Origin of the sequence: Sphaerisporangium sp. NBC_01403 (genome assembly GCF_045040145.1) — a bacterium.
GTDB lineage: Bacteria > Actinomycetota > Actinomycetes > Streptosporangiales > Streptosporangiaceae > Sphaerisporangium > Sphaerisporangium viridialbum.
The window spans coordinates 959,267-975,617 of record NZ_CP109534.1 but is presented as its reverse complement, the minus strand read 5'-3'; the positions used below and the strand labels follow the sequence as shown (position 1 = coordinate 975,617).

Here is a 16,351-nt window from a genome sequence, read left to right as displayed (position 1 = left end):
CCCGATGTCCCAGCCGGTCAGGATCGACCTGGAAGGGTTCGGCAAGGCTTACGGCGGCGTGCCCGTGCTGCGCGATGTGTCGTTCACCCTGTACGGGGGACGGGTGCACGGGCTGCTCGGCGAGAACGGCGCCGGCAAGTCGACGTTGCTCAAGGCGGTGTGCGGAGCGGTGGCTCCGGACACCGGGCGCATCTTGCTGGACGGCGAGCCGATCTCGGTCGGCTCCCCCCGGGACGCGCTGCGGCACGGGTTCGCGCTGATCTCCCAGGAGCTCGCCCTGGTGCCGGCCATGACCGTTCTGGACAACGTCCACCTCGGCCGGTGGCGCAACCGGCTCGGCTGGCGGACCGGCCGCGAGGACGGCAGGACGCTGGCCCGGCTGATTGAGCGCACCGGGTTCGATCTCAACCCCTCGGCCCTGGTGCGTGACCTGCCGCTCGCCGCGCAGCAACAGGTGGAGATCCTCCGGGCGCTGGCGTCCGGAGCCTCGGTGATCGGCATGGACGAGCCCACGGCGCTGCTCACCCAGACCGAGACCGACCGGCTGATGGCCGTCATCAGGCAGCTCGCGGCCGACGGCACCGCCGTGGTGCTGATCTCGCACTTCCTGGAGGAGGTGCTGTCGGTCTGCGACGACGTCACAGTGCTGCGCGACGGCCGCCATGTGGTCACCGGACCGGCCGCCGCGCAGACGCCCGGCAGCCTGGTGCGGCACATGGTCGGCCGGCCGCTCGAACTGTTCTACCCCGAGCCGGCCCCGGTGAAGGACGCCGCCCCGGTGGTGCTCAGCGTCCGCGACCTGCGACGCGGCACGGCGGTGCGCGGCGTGTCGATGGAGATAAGGGCCGGGGAGATCGTGGGGGTGGCGGGGCTGGTCGGCAGCGGCAGGTCGGAGACGCTGCGCGCGATCTTCGGCGCCGACCCGCGCGACGGCGGCGCCGTCGAGGTGGACGGCGACGCGGTGCCTCCCGGCTCGCCGTCGCGGGCCATGCGCGCCGGCCTGGCGATGGTCCCGGAGTCCCGCAAGGAGCAGGGGCTGGTGCTGGACCGCTCGGTCCGCGAGAACATCGCGCTGGCCAGCCTGAGCTCCAGGCAGCTCGCCGGTTTCGTCAGGGGCGGGTCCGAGAGGCCGGCGGCCGGGTCCATGCTCCGCGACCTGGACGTGCGGGGCTCGGACCTCGGCGGGCCCGTCTGGACGCTGTCGGGCGGCAACCAGCAGAAGGTGCTCTTCGGCAAGTGGCTGCTGGAGAAGCCCGCGGTGCTGCTGGTGGACGAGCCGACCCGCGGCGTGGACGTGGCTGCCAAGAGCCAGATCCACCGGCTCCTCGTCGACCTCGCCGCCGGGGGCATGGCGGTCCTCATGGTGTCCTCGGAGGTCGAGGAGGTCATGGGGCTGTCACACCGGGTGCTGGTGATGCGGCACGGCCGGCTCGTCGCCGAGTTCGCCCGGGGCGAGGCGACCCGCGAGCAGGTGCTCTCGATGGCCTTCGCCGACGACCTCCCCACCGGAGCCGCCCCCGGGCCGACCCGCTCAGCTGACCCGACGAACTACCCAGAATCCAGCCGTAACAGCACGGAGGAGCACGAATGACCACCATGGCTGACACGGAGGCCCCGCCCGAGGCGGCCGCACGGGCCACGGCCAGCAGGTTCGCCAGGCTGCACGACTTCGGCATCGTGCTGACCGTGGTGGTGATCGTGGTCGCGCTGTCGCTGACCACCCAGACCTTCATGACCACCGGCAACCTGGTCAACCTGCTCGACCAGGCGGCGGTGATCGGGCTGCTGGCCTGCGCCGCCACCCTCGTCATCATCTCGGGCGCCTTCGACCTGTCGATCACCGCCGTGCTCGCCGTCTCGGCGATCGTCGCCGTGGTGGTCACCACGCACGCCGGGGTGCCGGCGGGCATGGCCGCCGGGGTGCTGACCGGCGGCGTGCTCGGCGCGATCAACGGCCTGGTCGTGATCACCGTCAAGGTCCACTCGTTCATCGCCACGCTCGCCCTCAGCATCATGTACCGGGGGCTGGCCGTGATCCTGACGGCCGGCGCCATCGTGTACCCGCAGGAGAGCAGGCTCGCGTCCTTCCAGGCGCTCGGCTGGCCGACCGTGCTCGGCGGGATCACCGCGGCCTCGCTGCTGTTCCTGCTGGTCGCGGCGGTCTGCTGGGTGGTGCTCGCGCGCACCACCTTCGGCCGGCGCATCTACGCCGTCGGCGGCAACGAGGAGGCCGCGCGCCTGTCCGGCATCCGGGTCGGCGCGGTGCGGGTGGCGGTCTTCGCGATCAGTGGCGTGTGCGCGGCGCTGGCGGGACTCATCCTGGCCTCCCGCGGCGGGTCGGCGCAGGCGGGAATGGCCACGGGCATGGAGCTCACCGCGATCGCGGCGGCGGTGGTGGGCGGCACCAGCGTGCTCGGCGGCGAGGGCGCGATCTGGCGCGGGCTGATCGGCGTGCTCCTCATCACCTTGATCGGCAACGGATTCAACCTGCTGGGCTGGGATACCATATATCAGCAGGTCGTGCAGGGTGCGCTGATCCTCGGAGCGGTCAGCTTCGACCGGCTGCTGCGAGGCCGAAGGAGTTAGGTGGCTGGCGCGCGCATCGGGGTCCGGCTGGGCGCCGGCCAAGCTCGGGCCGCTCTTGTCGGCGCCGGTGACATCCGCCATGCCGCGTGCGACTCCGGCGACGACCGCACGCTCTCGCGCATGCTCCGGGGCCTCGCGGAGGGCACGCCGGTCCGGTCGGTGACCTGGGACGTCTCCGCCGAGCTCGACCCGGCCACCGCCGGCTCGCCGGTGGCGTCCCTGCGGGTCATGCCGCGCCCGCCGGTCGGCAGCGGCCATCCCTCTCCCCTGCTCCTGGCACTGGCCGGGCGCCGGGCCGCGGTGGTCGGAGGGCACGACCTGTTCGGGGTCGAGCTCGCCACGCTGGACATCTACGAGGTGCTCCGCACCGCGGCGGCGGCGCAGGCGGAGGGGATGAGCGCGCTGGCGCTGACGGCCACGGGGGCTCTCGGATGCCCCGACCACGAGCTCGCCGCGGCCGAGCTGGTCCGCGAGGCCTTTCCCCAGCTCAGGGTCTCGCTCTCACACCAGGTCGGAGGCCTTGGCCTGCTGGAGCGCGAGGCCGCGACGGTGATCAACGCCGCGCTGCTGAGCCGCGCCGAGCAGGTGGTCGAGCGCTGCGTCGTGATCTCGGGCCGGCTCGGGGGCTCTACGTCGGCCTGGTTCGTGGCCGGGGACGGCGGCAGGATCTCCGCCGAGCGGCTGCGGCTGCTGCCGGTGCTGGGGCTGTCGGCCACCGGCGCCGCCGCCCTGACCGGCGCCGCGCGGCTGGCCGGAGTGGACGACGCGGTCGTGGGGCTGGCCGGGCCCGACGGGCTCGCCGTGGGCCACGTCCGCGACGGCCTCCCGGACGTGGCGACCGACCGGCCCGGTCCGGGTGGGGTGCGGATGGCCGTTCCCCAGGCGTCGCTGACCCCGATCCGCGGCTCGTACACGGCCACGGCGTCGGCCTTCGCCCTGCTGGCCGAGCACGACCAGCACACCGCGGTCATCGCCGTCGCCGATGCGGGCCCGGACGGGGACCCCCGCGACGGGGACGCCACCGACCGGGCGCGGGCCGCCGCGGCCCGGCTGCCGTCGGCGTCGGTGCTGGTGGAGCCGTCGGCCGAGCTGGCCGCCATCGGCGCGGCGGGCACGGAGCCGAGCGCCTGGCTCGACACCGTGCTGTACGCCGAGACCTCCGAGGTGCTGGCCCGCAAGCAGGCCGCCGCGGAGCAGCGGGCGCTCACCCTGGTGGCCGAGAGCGGCGCGCGGCTCGGCAGCGAGCGCGTGGTCAGCTCCCGCGCCCTGTCGCTGTCGTTCCTGCGCAGCGGCTCCTACCGGCTGGTGGTACGCGCGGGCGGCCGGGCGGAGGACGACGCGTGACCGGCCGCTCCATCACCGTGGCGGACGTCCCGGCCCTGCTGGCGGGGGCGGAGTTCTTCTCGACCAGCGCCGCGGGCGAGGGCATCGAGTTCGCGGGCTTCTGGCTGGAGGACATCCTCGCGCAGACGGGGCCCGTGGAGCTGGTCACGGCCGGCGAGCTCGACCCGGGCACGCCGTGCGCGGCGGTCGGCGCGATGGGCTCGACCGTCGCCATGGCCGAGCTGCCGCCCTCCGGGGAGGAACCCGTGGCCCTGGCACGCAGCCTGGCCGGGCGGTTCGGCGCCCCGCTGGGCGCGATCATGCCGCTCAACGCGGCCAGCGTGAACGCGCTGCACCCGGTGGCCGCCGCCGCGGTGCTCGGCCTGCCGCTGATCGACTGCGACGGCATGGGCCGGGTGTTCCCGCTGATCCACCAGACCACCTACGAGCTGGCGGGCCTCTCGCTCAGCCCGCTCGCGGTCGTCAGCGCCGGCAACGACTCGCTGCTGCTGGACACCGGCTCGGCCCGCGCCGAGCGGATCGCCAGGTCGATCGCCCAGGCCGCCGGCGGGTGGCTGCTGTGCGGGATGTACCCCACCCAGGTGGGACGGTTGCACGAGGCCGCCATCCACGGCTCGGTGAGCCGCGCGCTGGAGGTCGGCCGGCTGCTGCGCGAGCACACCTCCGACGGCAGGACGGCGCGGGAGTCCGCCGGTGGCGGCGGCTCCGCACTGCCCCGGTACGGGCGCCCCGGCGACGGCGCGTGGCCGGCGAGCGGCACCGCGCCGCACGAGCGCCTGCTCCGTGACCTCGCGACGGCGACCGGCGCGACGGTCCTGGGCGGCGGCCGGGTGGTGGAGCTCGGCCCCTCGGTGCGGCAGGCCGGAACCGTCTATCCGGGCAACCCGATGAGCATGGTGGTCCACGACCACGACAGCGGCCGCCTGATCCGGCTGGAGGCGCACAACGAGCTGGTGCTCGCCCTCGCCGACGGCGCGCTCACCGCGGCCGTTCCCGACCTGCTCTGCCTGCTCGACCGGGGCACGCTGCGGATGACCGGGCCGGAACGGCTCACCGTCGGCGACCAGGTGGACGTGCTGTGCGTGCCGGCCGCGCCCGTATGGCACACCGTCCACGGGCTCGGCCTCGGCGGGCCGGGAGCCTTCGGCTTCCCCCTGCGCCACCCACGCCAGGAGGGCCGATGAAGCGCGCCGGACGCCCCGCCGAGCAACTGACCGTGGACGAGCTGGTCAGGTACGGGCCGCTCGGCCACGCCGAGATGCTGGTCGGGGAGAACCTCGCCCGGCCGGTGTCACGGGTGGCGCTCATCTCCGATCTCGACCAGGTCCGCCACTGCGGCCCCGGTACCGCCGTGGTCCTCTCCTGCGGGCTGGCGCAGGGGGCGTGGGCGGTCGAGTCGGCGCTGCGCCTGGCCTGGGAGCGCAGTGCCGCCTGCCTGGTCAGCCCCGCCGTCGTCGGGCTGGACCAGGCCACCGCCCAGCTCGCCCGGCGGATGCGGCTGCCGGTGTTCGTCGTGACCGGGGACACCGCCGCCTGCGCCCTGGACCTGGCCGCGGCCATCGCCAGCCCCGAGGCCGCCCGCGCCCGCCTCGCGGCGCGCTGCGCGGAGCTGTTCGCCGAGCGGAGCAACGCCCGGGGCATCGTCGGGGTGATCAACTCGGAGGTTCCCGGCGTGACGGCCGCGCTGGTGGCTCCGGACGGTCACGTGCTCGCCGGCCAGGCGTCCGCCGACCGGGCCGAGCACCGCGTCCAGGTGGACGTGCCGGGCCCGGACGGGCGTCGCTGGGCCGAGCTGGTCGCCGCCACGGCCGGCCCTTCCTCGCCCACCTGGGCCGAAACCGTGCTCCTCATCCTGCGCCTGGCCCGGGGGCCGCTGGCCGCCTCGGTCGCCAGAGAGCGGGTCGACGCGGTGCACGACGCCGAGCGAGGCCGGGCGGCTCTCCGCGCCCTCTTCGCCTCGGCCGGGCGTGATCCCGCACCGACGGCGCAGGAGGAGCCGGGCACCCGTGACCGGGAACGGACCGTCCCGGGGGAGGCGCTCGGATGGCGCGTCGGCGGGCGGCACGTCGCGGTCTTCCTGCGGTCGAGCACCCCGCTGGACACCGCCGCCACCGGTCCCGGCGTGATCTCGGCCTGGCAGGAGGTCATCGACGACCTGCCTCTGGTGCCGTGGGACGCCGGCTGGGCCAGCTGGTGGACCGGCGAGGAGATCGAGGTGGAGCAGGTGGCGTCGGCGCTGCGGCGGCACCTCGCCCGGATGCGCTCGCCGATCCCGCTGAGCGCGGGCGTGGGCCGCGTCGCCGAGAGGGCCGAAGGGCTGCGGGAGTCGCTGTCGCAGGCGATGCTCGCGGCCGGGGTGACGGTGCGGGACGGCCACGGGACGGTGCGCTCGTTCGACGAGCTGGGCTTCCGGGTGCTGCTCGCCTCGCTGTCACAGCCGGAGCTGGTCGGATCCGCCCGGATGGTGCTCGCCGACCTGCTCTCGGCGCCGGACGGGCCGGTGCTGGTGACCACGCTGGCCGCGCTGCTCGACTGCGCGAACTCCACCAGCCAGGCCGCCGCCCGGCTCGGCGTGCACCGCAACACGGTGCTCGGCCGGGTCGAGCGCATCAGGGCGCGCGGCATCGATCCCGATCGCCCCGATCAGCGGCTCGCGCTCCACCTCGCCTGCTACGCGCTGCTGCCCGAGCTGAGCTGAGCCATCCGGACATGCCGTTGAGACCGGTACGGCGGCGCGGGTCAGGCCCCGCGCCGCCGTACCGGGATCGGATGCCGGGCTCAGACGGAGACCGCGTAGAGCTCGGCCGCCCGCGCGGCGGAGACGTGGCCGTCGAGCACGTCGGTCCGTACGGCCTCGGCGTCGCGCTCGGCCGGGTCGCCGAAGCCGCCGCCGCCACCGGTCATGCAGCGGATCACGTCACCGGCGGCCAGGCGCAGGCCGTTGCACTTGAGGATGCGCCGTTCGTCGGGACGGCCGGGGTTGATGACGATCTCCGGCGGGACCGCGTCGTGCCCGCCGAACAGGCCCCACGCCGGGGTCGACGACCGCTCGAACCACAGTGAGACCGTGCAGTCGTGCAGCACCGTGTACTCCCGGAGCACGCCGTTGCCCCCGCGGAAGCGGCCGGAGCCGCCGGAGTCCGGCCGGATCTCGTACCGGCTGATGCGGAACGGGTAGCGGGTCTCGAACACCTCCACCGGGATGTCCTTGAGCGAGCCGTTCACGTTGTTGATCAGGGCGGTCTCGCCGTCCGAGCCGTCCCAGGCGCCCCAGCCACCGAGGGTGGCCTCCAGGCTGACGTAGTCGCGCCTGGTCCGCGGGTCGGTGCCGGCCAGCAGCACGATCATCGAGTCGCCGTGGCTGGCGCCCGCCACCTTGCCCGGCATCGCCGGAGCGAGTGCCTTGGCCACCATGTCGATGAGCAGCCCCAGGTGGGAGAAGTACCACTGGCAGGCGGCCGGGGCCACCGCGCCGAAGACCGATCCCTCCCGCACCTGGACCGTCATCGGACGGAACGACCCGCCGTTGCCGGGCACGTCCGGGCTGACGAGCAGCTTGTACCCGACCCGGCAGGCGGACACCGTCTGGGACGTGCCGCAGTTGATCGGCCCCGTGGTCTGGTCGGCCGACTCGGTGACGTCGAAGTCGATGTCCGAACCGCTGACCGTGATCCTGAGCTTGATCGGGATGGTGGTCCCGAGGTCGATGCCGTCGTTGTCGAGGCAGCCCTCCGCGGTGTAGACCCCGTCCGGGATCGCCGCGATGACCTCGCGCTCCAGCGCCTCGGTCTGGGCGAAGATCTCGTCGCGGGCGGCGCGCAGCGTTTCGAGGCCGAAGCGCCGGACGATCTCCTCCAGGCGTGCCTGGCCCATCTTGATGGTGGCGATCATCGCGTGCATGTCGCCGCTGGTCTGGTAGGGGAAGCGCACGTTCGTGGCGATCGTGCTCATCACCCCGGGGACGTCGCGGCCTCCCTCGACCAGCTTCTGCGCGCCGAGCCGCAGGCCCTCCTGGTAGATGTTCACCGAGTCCATCGACCCGCCCGGGTCCTTGGAGCCCACGTCGATCCAGTGCGCCCGGGTGGCGGTGAAGCCGACCAGCTCCTCATCGACGAAGACCGGCCCGAAGATGGTGACGTCGTTGAGGTGGGTGCCGCCGAGATAGCTGTCGTTGAGGATCCACACGTCGCCCGGCTGCCACACCTCGCGGCCGAACTGCTCCTCGGTCGCCTTGGTACAGGTCTCCAGGTTGCCCAGGAAGATCGGCAGGCCGGCGGACTGGCCAAGCACCTGGTGCCGGTCGTCCAGCAGCGCGACGACGCAGTCGCCGCACTCATAGATGATCGGGGTGTAGGCCGATCGGATGAGGGTGGCGTTCATGTCGTCGGCGGCGGCGGCGAGCGCGTTGCGGATGATCTCTACCACGACCGGATCGACGGTCCTGTTGTCGGTCACGATTCCTCCTGTCTCACAGCGTTTCTCACAGCGTGCCGTCCGTGCTGGTCCGGATCACCAGGGAGCCGATGGGGTCCACCGACACCGAGAAGCCGGGGGGCACCACGGTGGTGGCCGTGCCCTCCACGATGATCGCCGGGCCCTCGAACGCGTGCCCGGCCGCCAGGTCCTCACGGCGGATGAGCGGGGTCGAGCGGCTCTGGCCGTCGAACACGACCTCGCGGAGCCGGTGCGGGAACGCCGTCTCCGTGGCCGCCTCCACCTGCTCGGCGGCGCCCCGGCCGAGGTCGCCGAACGCGGTGGTGCGCAGCGTGACGAACTCGATCGGCGCGCCCAGGTTCGCGTGGCCGTAACGGGACTCGTGCTGCTGCCCGAACCGCTTGGCGATGATCTCCACGAAGTCGTCCCTGGCCGGCTCGCTAGCGTCGAGGAGCGGCACGGTCAGGGTGTACTCCTGAGCGGCGTAACGGATGTCGACCGCGTACTCCACCCGGCGGTTCGGCTCGGGCACCCCCTCGTCGGCCAGCGAGCTCAGGGCGGCCTCGGCCATCGCCGCGAGCCTGGCCGCCATGTCGGCGGTGTCCAGGTCGGCGTCGAGGTGGAAGTAGGTGTCCGAGGCGTCCTTGCGGATGTCGGTCTGCAGCATGCCCCACGCGGAGAACGCGCCCGGGAAGCGCGGCACCACGACCTCGCCGATGCCGAGCTCCCTGGCGAGGAAGACCGCGTGCATCGGACCGGCGCCGCCGAAGGCGACCAGGGTGAAGTCGCGCGGTTCGATGCCCCGCGAGACGGTGATGGTCCTGATCGCCTGGGCCATCTTGGCGTTGGCGACGTCGCAGACGCCTTCGGCCATGGCCACGGTGTCCAGGCCGAGGCCCTGCGCCAGGCCTTCCAGAGCGGTACGGGCCGCGCCGGTGTCCAGCGTGAGCGAGCCGCCGGCGAACCACTCCGGGTCGATGCGGCCCAGGACGAGGTTGGCGTCCGTCACGGTCGGCTCGGTGCCGCCGCGGCCGTAGCAGGCGGGGCCGGGGGTCGCGCCCGCCGAGCGGGGGCCCACCCGCAGGCCGCCGGCCTCCAGCCAGGCGACGGAGCCGCCGCCGGCTCCGATGGTGTGGATGTTCACCACGCTCATCAGCATCGGGAGGCCTTCGATCTTGGCCTCCGGTGAGATGTCCGGCTGCCCGTCGATGACCAGCGACACGTCGAAGGACGTGCCGCCCATGTCCACGCAGATGAGGTTCGGCCGGCCGATCGCGCGGGCCAGCTCGACCCCGCCCATGGTGCCGCCGACCGGGCCGGACAGCAACGTCTGCAACGGGCGGCGGCGGGCCGACTCGGCGGTGAGGATGCCCCCGGAGGACTGCATGACGTGCAGCGGTACGGCGAGCCCCCGCTCCGTCAGGTTCGTCTCCAGGCGCTCCAGGTAACGTCGCACCACCGGGCCGGTGTACGCCTCGACGACCGCCGAGGAGGTGCGCTCGTACTCCCGCCACTCCTTCGCGGCCTCGTGCGACAGCGAGATCGTGAGGTCCTCGCCGAGCTCCTCGCTCAGGATCTCGCGGGTGCGCAGCTCGTGCGCCGGATCCAGGTAGCTGAAGAGATAGGCGACCGCGATCGCGCCGAACCCGCCGTCGCGGTAGCGCTGGGCCGCCTGCCGCACGGCCTGCTCGTCCAGAGGTTCGAGCTCCGTGCCGCCGGCGTCGAACCGGCCGCCGACCTCGACGATGTCGCGCAGCGGGACCAGTGGCGCCGGCTTGCGGAAGTGCAGGTCGTACAGCCGGGTGCGCGGGCCGCGCGCGATGTGGTAGGTGTCCCCCGCGCCCTTGGTGGACAGCAGCAGCACCTTCACGCCGCGCCGCTCAAGGAAGGCGTTGAGCCCCTGCGTGGTGCCGTGCACCGTGAACGAGATGTCGCCTGGGGAGTCCACCAGGGACTCCAGCGCTGTCAGCACTCCCTCGGTCAGGTCTTCCGGCGTTGTGGACGATTTGCCCACCTGATAACGGCCGGTGGCTTCGTCGTAGCCGATGACGTCGGTGAATGTGCCGCCGATGTCCATGGAGACCCGGAAACGGCTCATCAAGGAGCTCCTCTCTGCAAGGCGTAGCGGTGACCGTAGCTCCGGCGCGGCCACCCGGGATGTGCACGGCGACCACCGCATCGCCGGGTCACCGTGCGAGGCGCCCTGCGAGGGCTTGATGTCCGGCGGGAAACTGGGCGCGCCGTAACAGGGGGAGGTAGGGCGATGGACGTCGCGGTCGGACCGGGTCGGGCGGATGTGCCGGAGGTGCGAGGGGTCTTCACCGAGGAGGTGAAGAGCCTGCGCGCGGCGGGCCTGCTCAGGTGGGAGGGGTTCACGGCCGAGCCGGGCTCCACCGCGCCGGTCGAGGACGGGGGTCCGGTGCTGCTGGCCGGTCTCGGGCCGCTGGACGGGTGCGACGCCGAGCGGCTGCGCGCCGCCGCGGCGGCCGCGGCGGCACTGCTGCCCGGCGATGCCGTGCGGGTCGACCTGGCGGGCCGCGGCGCGGGCGCGCTCGGCGCCGGGGAGTCCGTCCGCGCGGTCGTGGCCGGGCTGGCCCTCACGGCCGCGCGACCGCTCAGCGTGACGCTCACCGGGCTGGATGGACCCGACGGTGACCACGTCACCGTAGGGCTGCTGGACGCGGAGGCCGTGCTGCTGGCCCGGGAACTGACCAACCGCCCGCCGAGCGAGCTCGTCCCGGATGACCTGGCGTGCCTCGCGCGGGACGTCGCCGCCCGGGAAGGCCTGGCCGTACGGGTCCTGGACGAGCATGACCTGCGGGAACTCGGGATGGGGGCCCTGCTCGGCATGGGCGCCGGATCTCCGCACCCGCCTCGGCTGGTGGACCTGCGCCACGAGCCCCCGGGCGCGCGGTGTTCGGTCACGCTGGTGGGCAAGGGCATCACCTTCGACTCCGGCGGCCTGTCCCTGAAGTCACCCGCGGCCATGATGGGCATGCGGGGCGACATGGCGGGCGCCGCGGTCGTACTCGCCGTGATGTCGGTGCTGGCCAGGCGGGGGCTCCCTGTCGCGGTCCGCGGCCTGCTCCCGCTCGCCGAGAACATGATCGGCCCTGCCGGCGTACGGCCCGGCGACGTGCTGCGCGCCTGTGACGGCCGGCGGATCCAGGTGCTGGACACCGACTTCGAGGGCCGGGTGACGCTGGCCGACGCGCTCGCCCTCGCCGCGCGGGAACGCCCCGGCGCGATCGTGGACGTCGCCACGCTGACCTACCAGGTGGTGACGGCGCTCGGACCCGAGATCGGCGGGGTGCTCGGCCGCGACCGGGGCCTGACGCGGCAGGTGCTCCGGGCGGGCGCGCTCGCCGGCGAGCCGCTGTGGGCGCTGCCCTGGGCGCGTCGCTACCGGGACCAGATCGCGTCCGGCTACGCCGAGGTGCGGAACTTCCCCGAGGCCGACACGGGCCGTGCCATCACGGCGGCCCTGCTGCTCGGCGAGTTCGTCCCGGAGGAGATCCCGTTCGCCCACCTGGACATCAGCGGGCCGGCATGGCGCGGTCCCGCCTCCGGCCACGGCGCCACCGGCTTCGGCGTGCTCACCCTCACCCGGCTGCTGGAGTCGTTCGCGACCGCCGCGGTTCCACGGGACCGCTCATGACGGCGGCGTCGAGGGGGTCATGGCCACGGCATCTCGGTCGGGGGGCGGACGACCGGCCCCCGCAGTACGTCACGGGTGAGCAGATCCGGCGCGTCCTGCCGATGGAGCACGCGGTGATGGCGCTGGAGCAGGCGTTCCGCGCCCGCGCGGGCGAGGGCGACCCGCCCCGCACGGCCGTTCCGTGGAGCCACGGCGAGCTGCTGGTGATGCCCAGCGAGCACGCCGAGTGGGCGGGCACCAAGCTCGTCACCGTCGCCCCCGGCAACCCCGCGCTCTCGGTGGACCGGATCAACGGCACCTACGTCCTCTTCGACGCCGCGACCCTGGTCCCGAGGCTGCTCCTGGACGCGTCCGAACTGACCGCGCTGCGGACCGCCGCCGTCAGCGCGCTGGCGACCCGCTATCTGGCCCACACCGACGCGCGGACCCTGGTGGTCTTCGGCACCGGCCCGCAGGCCCGGTCGCACGTGCGGGCGATGCTCGGCGTCCGGCAACTGGCCGAGGTGCGCGTCGTCTCCCGCGATCCGGCGCGGGCCGCGAAACTGGCCGGCGAACTCGCCGTGGAACACGGGCTGCCGGTGACTCCCGGCACCCCCGCTGACGTGGCGACGGCCGACATCGTCTGCACCTGCACCGGTTCGGCCACTCCCCTGTTCGACGGCCGCCTTCTGGCCGACGTGGCACATGTCAACGCCATCGGCGGCCACCACCCCGAGGTGCGAGAGGTCGACGGCGAGACCGTGCGGCGGGCCTTCGTCGTGGTCGAGCAGCCCGGCCCGGCCCGCCGCGAGGCCGGAGACCTGATCATGGCCGTGAAGTCCGGCGCTGCGGACGACTCCGTCTTCGACGTCGACCTGCACCGCGTCGTCACCGAGCCGTGGAACCGCCCAGAGCGTCCCACGCTCTTCAAGTCGGTCGGCCTCGCCATGGAAGACCTCGTCGTCGCGGCGGAGATCGCCACCAAAGTGCTGACGCCGTGACGCGGGGCGGCTTCGGAGGCGTCGAGCGACCCGCTTGCGACTCCCCCTTGGATCGCGAGCGGCGCCGCTGTCAGGGGTGGGCCTTGCGGTAACTCTCGTACAGGGCGGCGAGGTTGTCGGTGTAGAGCTCCGTGTAGCCGCAGGACGCGCAGATCCAGGCGCGCACGGTGCCCGTCGAGGAGCCCTGCTTCCAGACGAACCCGTGGTCCGGCGGCTCGGGCTCCTCGACGCGGACGCTCAGCGGCAGCGAACCGTTCCTCGCGTGATCGCGCACCTCCACCCCGGCCATGACATGGGGCGAACCGCATTTCGAGCAGAGATCACTTCTCACGGTCTTCCCTGTTCCTCGTCGAACCCAATCCGCAGCGGCAGCGTATCGGGATGCCAGGCCAGGTGGCGGGCAGAGGGAGGTATTCGGAACGGTCGAAATACGCCGAACCGCCCACGGGGATCGGTCCGGTACAGGCGGACGAAAACCTATCCGCGGACGAGCGTCGCAGGGGATCGCTGCCTCGGCGCGTGAGCGTCAGGGCCGCAGGCGGGGCAGCCGGGTCAGGAGGGCGACGGCGAAGAGCACGGGGATCAGCGCGAACAGCGCCCAGGCCAGTCCCACCAGTTCGGCGGCCCAGCCGATCGCGGCAGGACCGAGCAGGATGCCCGCGTACGTGAACGTCGTGAACCGGGAGACGATGGCCGCTGCGGCGGGGCCGGTGGCATCCGCCTGCCCGACTGCGCTGAAGGTCAGCGGGAGCAGGACCGACGCGCCGAGACCCATCACGGCGAACCCGGCGATCGCGGCGGCCGGTTGAGGAGCGAGCACGGCCATCGCGAGGCCGCAGGCCGCGACGAGCCCGCCGGTGCGGAAGACGGGCGGGGCGCCGTACCGCATGGTCAGGCGGTCGCCGACCAGCCGGCCGCCCGTCTGACCGGCCGTGTACGCCGTGACCGCCGTCACGGCGAGGCCGAGTGACGCGCCCCTGCTGTCGTGCAGGAAGATCGCGCTCCAGCTGAGGGCGGCGCCCTCGCAGACCATCAGAGTCATGCCGGTCAGGCCGAGTGCGACGACCGGGCGGGTCCAGCCACCGCGCCACCCGAGCTGACGGCGTGCTGGAGCCTTAGCGTTACGGCGATCCGTCGTTGCGGGCCGCAGGAGCGGCCCGAGCACGAGCCCACCGGCGAGGAGCACGGTCGCGGCTCCTACGAGGTGCGTGGGGGACGAGACGCCGGCGTGCGCCAGGGCGGCCATCGCGAGGGAGGCGACGACCGCGCTGACGCTCCAGGCGGCGTGGCAGCCGTTGAGGATGGGACGTCGATTGAGCCGCTCGACGGTGACGGCGTGTGCGTTCATTGCGGCGTCCGTGGTGCCGTGAACGGCGCCGAGCGCCGTTGCGACCAAGGCGAACTGGACCGGGCCGCCGGCCAGGCCGACGAGGGCCAGCAGCAGCGGCATGATGACAAGCGAGGCGCGCAGGACGGGCCGGCTTCCGATCCGGGCCACCAGCGGCCCGACGAACTGCATCGAGGCAAGGGCCGCCAGGGCGAAGAGCACCCCGACGACCCCGAGCTGACCGTCGGCGAGGTGGTGCTCACCCTTCAGGGAGGGTAGTCGCACGATGTACGTCGACAGCGCGAGCCCGTTGAGGAAGAAGACGGCCGTGGCGGGCCATCGGCCGGTCCCGCCGCCCCGCGCGGCCGACCGAGCCGGTGTGGTCTGGTCCTGGATCGTCATCGTGTGACCTCCGGTCGTGGATTGCCCCGGGAATCGGGTCCGCACGGACGACGAACGCGGCATGGCCCTCCTCGACAGCAGGAGGCGCCGGATCAGCCGCGGACCTCGGCGATGCGTCGACGTAGGTAGCGCCGCTCGGGCTCGGTGGGCGCCAGGGTGAGCGCCTGCTCGTACGCGGCGGCGGCCTCCGCCCGTCGGCGTAGCCGGCGCAGCAGGTCCGCGCGGGTGGCCGGGAGCAGGTGGTAACCGTCGAGCCTGCCCAAGGATTCGAGAGTGTCGACGAGTGCCAGCCCGGCTTCCGGCCCGTCAGCCATCGCGACCGCGACCGCCCAGTTGAGCTTGACGAATGGCGATGGCGTGAGACTGGCCAGCTGCTCGTACAGGACAGCGATCCGCCGCCAATCGGTGTCCTCAGCGGTGGTCGCGGTGGCGTGGCACGCCGCGATGGCGGCTTGGAGCTGGTACGGGGTGGTGGTGCCGGTGAGGAGGCGGACGCCTTGGCCGATCAGCTCGCGGTGCCACCGGGCCCGGTCCTGCTTCTCCAGCGGGACCAGGTCGCCGGCGCTGTCCGTACGCGCGTCGGCGCGCGCGTGGTGGAGCAGCATCAGCCCGAGCAGACCGCGTACCTCTGTCTCGGTGGGCATCAGCTGCTCCAGGAGCCGGCCCAGCCGGATCGCCTCTTCGGCCAGCTCTCGCCGTCCCGAATAGCCCTCGTTGAAGAGCAAGTAGACCACGCCCAGCACGCCGATGAGCCGCTCCGGCAGGAGCTCCGGCGGAGGGACGCGGTACGGGATGCCCGCCTCTCGGATCTTCCGCTTGGCGCGGGACAGCCGCTGCGCCATCGTCGCGGTCGGCGTCACGAACGCCCGGGCGATCTCCTCGGTGGTGAGGCCGGCGACCGTTCGCAGCGTGAGGGCGACCCGGGCGTCGAGCGGGAGCGCGGGATGGCAACACGTGAAGATCAGTCGCAGCCGGTCGTCGCCCGCCTCGTCGTCCTCGGCGTCCTGCACCTCGGCCACCTCCCTCAGCTTCGTCTCCTCGACGTTGCCACGGCGCAGCCGGTCGACGGCGCGGTTGCGCGCGGTGGTGGTCAACCACGCCCCGGGTCGCAGGGGAACACCGTCGTCGGGCCAGTGCAGCAGAGCCGCCTCGAAGGCGTCCTGGACGCACTCCTCAGCCAGTTCCCAGTCGCGAGTGAGGTGGATGAGCGTCGCCAGCACCCTGACCCGCTCCTCGCGGAAGGCGACGGTGACGGCGTCTCGGGCGCTCACCGTTCCCAGAACGGCCGCAGTTCGAGGGTCCCGAATGCCGCTGCCGGGTGCTTCGACGCCACCTCGATCGCCTCGTCGAGGTCGGCGCACTCGAGGATGTCGAAGCCGCCGATCTGCTCCTTGGTCTCCGCGAATGGCCCGTCCGCGACGAGCACCTCACCGCCCCTCACCCGTACCGTCGTCGAGTCACGGACAGGGCATAGCCGGTTGCCCATTAGCCGCACACCGCGACCCTCCATCTCGTCGGTCCAGGGCTCGGGGTCCGCGTTGGGCTCCACGTCCTCATCAACGCAGACCAGCATCAGGTACCTCATGCTTCCTCCTTCTACCGCATCGTCCAGCATGACGA

At 73.2% G+C, this 16,351-nt stretch carries 13 protein-coding genes; 7 read left to right on the top strand and 6 right to left on the bottom strand.

The window, feature by feature from the left end:
- Nucleotides 1–4 precede the first annotated feature (4 nt).
- The 5 genes from OG589_RS04160 to OG589_RS04140 are packed head-to-tail and all read left to right on the top strand — an operon-like array spanning nucleotide 5 to nucleotide 6,628.
- Complete coding sequence (locus OG589_RS04160) at nucleotides 5–1,591, top strand: sugar ABC transporter ATP-binding protein (RefSeq protein WP_405146306.1); 1,587 nt, start codon at nucleotides 5–7, stop codon at nucleotides 1,589–1,591.
- Nucleotides 1,588–2,586: an ABC transporter permease gene (locus OG589_RS04155; RefSeq protein ID WP_405146304.1), complete on the top strand. Its 999-nt coding sequence runs from the start codon at nucleotides 1,588–1,590 to the stop codon at nucleotides 2,584–2,586. The genes OG589_RS04160 and OG589_RS04155 overlap by 4 nt, the downstream gene beginning before the upstream one ends.
- On the top strand, nucleotides 2,587–3,930 hold the full coding sequence (locus OG589_RS04150) for a hypothetical protein (protein WP_405146303.1): 1,344 nt from the start codon (nucleotides 2,587–2,589) through the stop codon (nucleotides 3,928–3,930).
- Nucleotides 3,927–5,114 (top strand): DUF917 domain-containing protein, encoded by a 1,188-nt coding sequence (locus tag OG589_RS04145; RefSeq protein WP_405146302.1) that lies wholly within the window; start codon nucleotides 3,927–3,929, stop codon nucleotides 5,112–5,114. The genes OG589_RS04150 and OG589_RS04145 overlap by 4 nt, the downstream gene beginning before the upstream one ends.
- Entirely contained in the window at nucleotides 5,111–6,628 is a 1,518-nt protein-coding gene (locus OG589_RS04140; protein ID WP_405146301.1) for a PucR family transcriptional regulator, read from the top strand. The genes OG589_RS04145 and OG589_RS04140 overlap by 4 nt, the downstream gene beginning before the upstream one ends.
- An 80-nt stretch (nucleotides 6,629–6,708) precedes the next feature.
- On the opposite strand, the gene OG589_RS04135 is transcribed toward OG589_RS04140, so the two are convergent.
- Nucleotides 6,709–8,385, bottom strand: coding sequence for a hydantoinase B/oxoprolinase family protein (locus tag OG589_RS04135; RefSeq protein WP_358557325.1), 1,677 nt, complete (start codon nucleotides 8,383–8,385; stop codon nucleotides 6,709–6,711).
- Nucleotides 8,386–8,410: 25 nt separating this feature from the next.
- Nucleotides 8,411–10,462, bottom strand: a complete 2,052-nt coding sequence (locus OG589_RS04130; protein WP_405146299.1) for a hydantoinase/oxoprolinase family protein — start codon at nucleotides 10,460–10,462, stop codon at nucleotides 8,411–8,413.
- 165 nt (nucleotides 10,463–10,627) lie between these two features.
- Between OG589_RS04130 and OG589_RS04125 the strand changes: the two genes are divergently transcribed.
- Nucleotides 10,628–12,022 carry a leucyl aminopeptidase family protein gene (locus tag OG589_RS04125; RefSeq protein ID WP_405146298.1) on the top strand — a complete coding sequence of 465 codons (1,395 nt, stop codon included), beginning with the start codon at nucleotides 10,628–10,630 and terminating at the stop codon, nucleotides 12,020–12,022.
- The gene (locus OG589_RS04120) at nucleotides 12,019–13,002 is read left to right on the top strand and encodes an ornithine cyclodeaminase family protein (RefSeq protein ID WP_405146297.1); all 984 of its coding nucleotides are present in this window, start codon (nucleotides 12,019–12,021) and stop codon (nucleotides 13,000–13,002) included. The genes OG589_RS04125 and OG589_RS04120 overlap by 4 nt, the downstream gene beginning before the upstream one ends.
- Before the next feature lie 70 nt (nucleotides 13,003–13,072).
- Here OG589_RS04120 and OG589_RS04115 read toward each other — a convergent pair whose 3' ends face one another.
- The 4 genes from OG589_RS04115 to OG589_RS04100 form a co-directional block, all read right to left on the bottom strand.
- Complete coding sequence (locus OG589_RS04115; protein WP_405146296.1) at nucleotides 13,073–13,333, bottom strand: hypothetical protein; 261 nt, start codon at nucleotides 13,331–13,333, stop codon at nucleotides 13,073–13,075.
- A gap of 195 nt (nucleotides 13,334–13,528) precedes the next feature.
- Nucleotides 13,529–14,731 carry an MFS transporter gene (locus OG589_RS04110; RefSeq protein WP_405146295.1) on the bottom strand — a complete coding sequence of 401 codons (1,203 nt, stop codon included), beginning with the start codon at nucleotides 14,729–14,731 and terminating at the stop codon, nucleotides 13,529–13,531.
- A 92-nt stretch (nucleotides 14,732–14,823) separates the two neighbouring features.
- Nucleotides 14,824–16,002: an RNA polymerase sigma factor gene (locus tag OG589_RS04105; protein WP_405146294.1), complete on the bottom strand. Its 1,179-nt coding sequence runs from the start codon at nucleotides 16,000–16,002 to the stop codon at nucleotides 14,824–14,826.
- On the bottom strand, nucleotides 15,999–16,316 hold the full coding sequence (locus OG589_RS04100; protein ID WP_405146292.1) for a YciI family protein: 318 nt from the start codon (nucleotides 16,314–16,316) through the stop codon (nucleotides 15,999–16,001). The genes OG589_RS04105 and OG589_RS04100 overlap by 4 nt, the downstream gene beginning before the upstream one ends.
- Between the last annotated feature and the right edge of the window lie 35 nt (nucleotides 16,317–16,351).

Coding starts and splice junctions, on each gene's coding strand:
- OG589_RS04160 (WP_405146306.1), top strand. CDS start 5: ATGTCCCAGCCGGTCAGGATCGACCTGGAAGGGTTCGGCAAGGCTTAC.
- OG589_RS04155 (WP_405146304.1), top strand. CDS start 1,588: ATGACCACCATGGCTGACACGGAGGCCCCGCCCGAGGCGGCCGCACGG.
- OG589_RS04140 (WP_405146301.1), top strand. CDS start 5,111: ATGAAGCGCGCCGGACGCCCCGCCGAGCAACTGACCGTGGACGAGCTG.
- OG589_RS04130 (WP_405146299.1), bottom strand. CDS start 10,462: ATGAGCCGTTTCCGGGTCTCCATGGACATCGGCGGCACATTCACCGAC.
- OG589_RS04125 (WP_405146298.1), top strand. CDS start 10,628: ATGGACGTCGCGGTCGGACCGGGTCGGGCGGATGTGCCGGAGGTGCGA.
- OG589_RS04120 (WP_405146297.1), top strand. CDS start 12,019: ATGACGGCGGCGTCGAGGGGGTCATGGCCACGGCATCTCGGTCGGGGG.
- OG589_RS04110 (WP_405146295.1), bottom strand. CDS start 14,731: ATGACGATCCAGGACCAGACCACACCGGCTCGGTCGGCCGCGCGGGGC.
- OG589_RS04100 (WP_405146292.1), bottom strand. CDS start 16,316: ATGAGGTACCTGATGCTGGTCTGCGTTGATGAGGACGTGGAGCCCAAC.